At 75.0% G+C, this 1,016-nt stretch carries 1 protein-coding gene; it reads left to right on the plus strand.

The genetic code is table 11. The annotated features are described in order from the left end of the window. Positions 1-269: 269 nt before the first annotated feature. Positions 270-1,016, plus strand: a 747-nt coding sequence (locus H5J30_RS35575; RefSeq protein WP_220189656.1) for an SRPBCC family protein, incomplete at its 3' end; no start/stop codon positions are given.

Here is a 1,016-nt window from a genome sequence, read left to right on the forward strand (position 1 = left end):
GCTCGACTTCGCTGTCCTAGACCGGTCTGGGAAGGTCGTCGGGGAAACTAGGCCGCGGACCTGGAGCCGTCGACGCTGCTGCACCCGAAGTATCCGGGGTGAGTACGGCGCGGGCAGCCCGGTCCGCGCGGCTCTCCCGCGCCGGATTGCCCGGGCTTTGTGCTGGTCGGGGTGGGTGCGACGGGTTTCGGGGGCGGTGGAGTGACCTGTTCCCCCACCCGCCGCAGAACCCTGTGCCGGGCAGGTTCCCCGTGGGTAGGCTCCGCTCCATGGAGCGAGAGGTGCACGTACCGCAGCCCGCAGAAACCGTTCGCCGCGCCCTGTCAGACGCCGAGCGGGTCGCCCGCAGCGTCCCCGGGCTGACGCTCGACGAGAACCGGGCGGAGGAGGAGGGCACGCTGCGCGGCCGGCTCCGGCTCCGCGTCGCCGGCTCCAGCATCACGTACCGCGGCACGCTGCGGCTGACCCGGCGGGGCGACTCCGTCGTCGTGGCGGCCGAGGGCGAGGAGTCGCGCGGCAGCGGGGCGGTGACGGTGTCGCTGACCCTCACGCCGCGGGACGCGGACGAGGCGGGGACGACGGCGGTGCTGTACACGGGCACGGTGGCGAGCACGGGGCGGCTGGCCGCCGTCGAGGCGGCGCAGGCGGAGGCGGCGGGCGTACGGCTGCTGGAGCGCTTCGCGGAGAGCCTGGCGGCGGACCTGGAGGCCGCGGAGGCCGCGGAGACGGTCGAAGCGGCGGAGCACCCCGACGACGCGGTGCAGCCGGACGACGGCACCGACATCGGACTCGGCGACGACAACGAGCGGGCCATCCCCGGTATCCCGGCCCCCGAGCAGTCCGGCGAGACCCCGGCCGGCACCGGCAAGGTCTTCGACGCCGAGGTGCCGCCCCCGTCACTCGACCCGCTGGCCGACGACGTACTCGACGCCCTGTCCGACGAGGAGGAGGACACGGACGAGCCGGTCGACGACCTGCTGGAGGAGCCGGAGGCCGCGCACGCCCGGCGCACGATG

The organism is Streptomyces phytophilus (genome assembly GCF_013870535.1).
Classification (GTDB): domain Bacteria; phylum Actinomycetota; class Actinomycetes; order Streptomycetales; family Streptomycetaceae; genus Streptomyces; species Streptomyces phytophilus.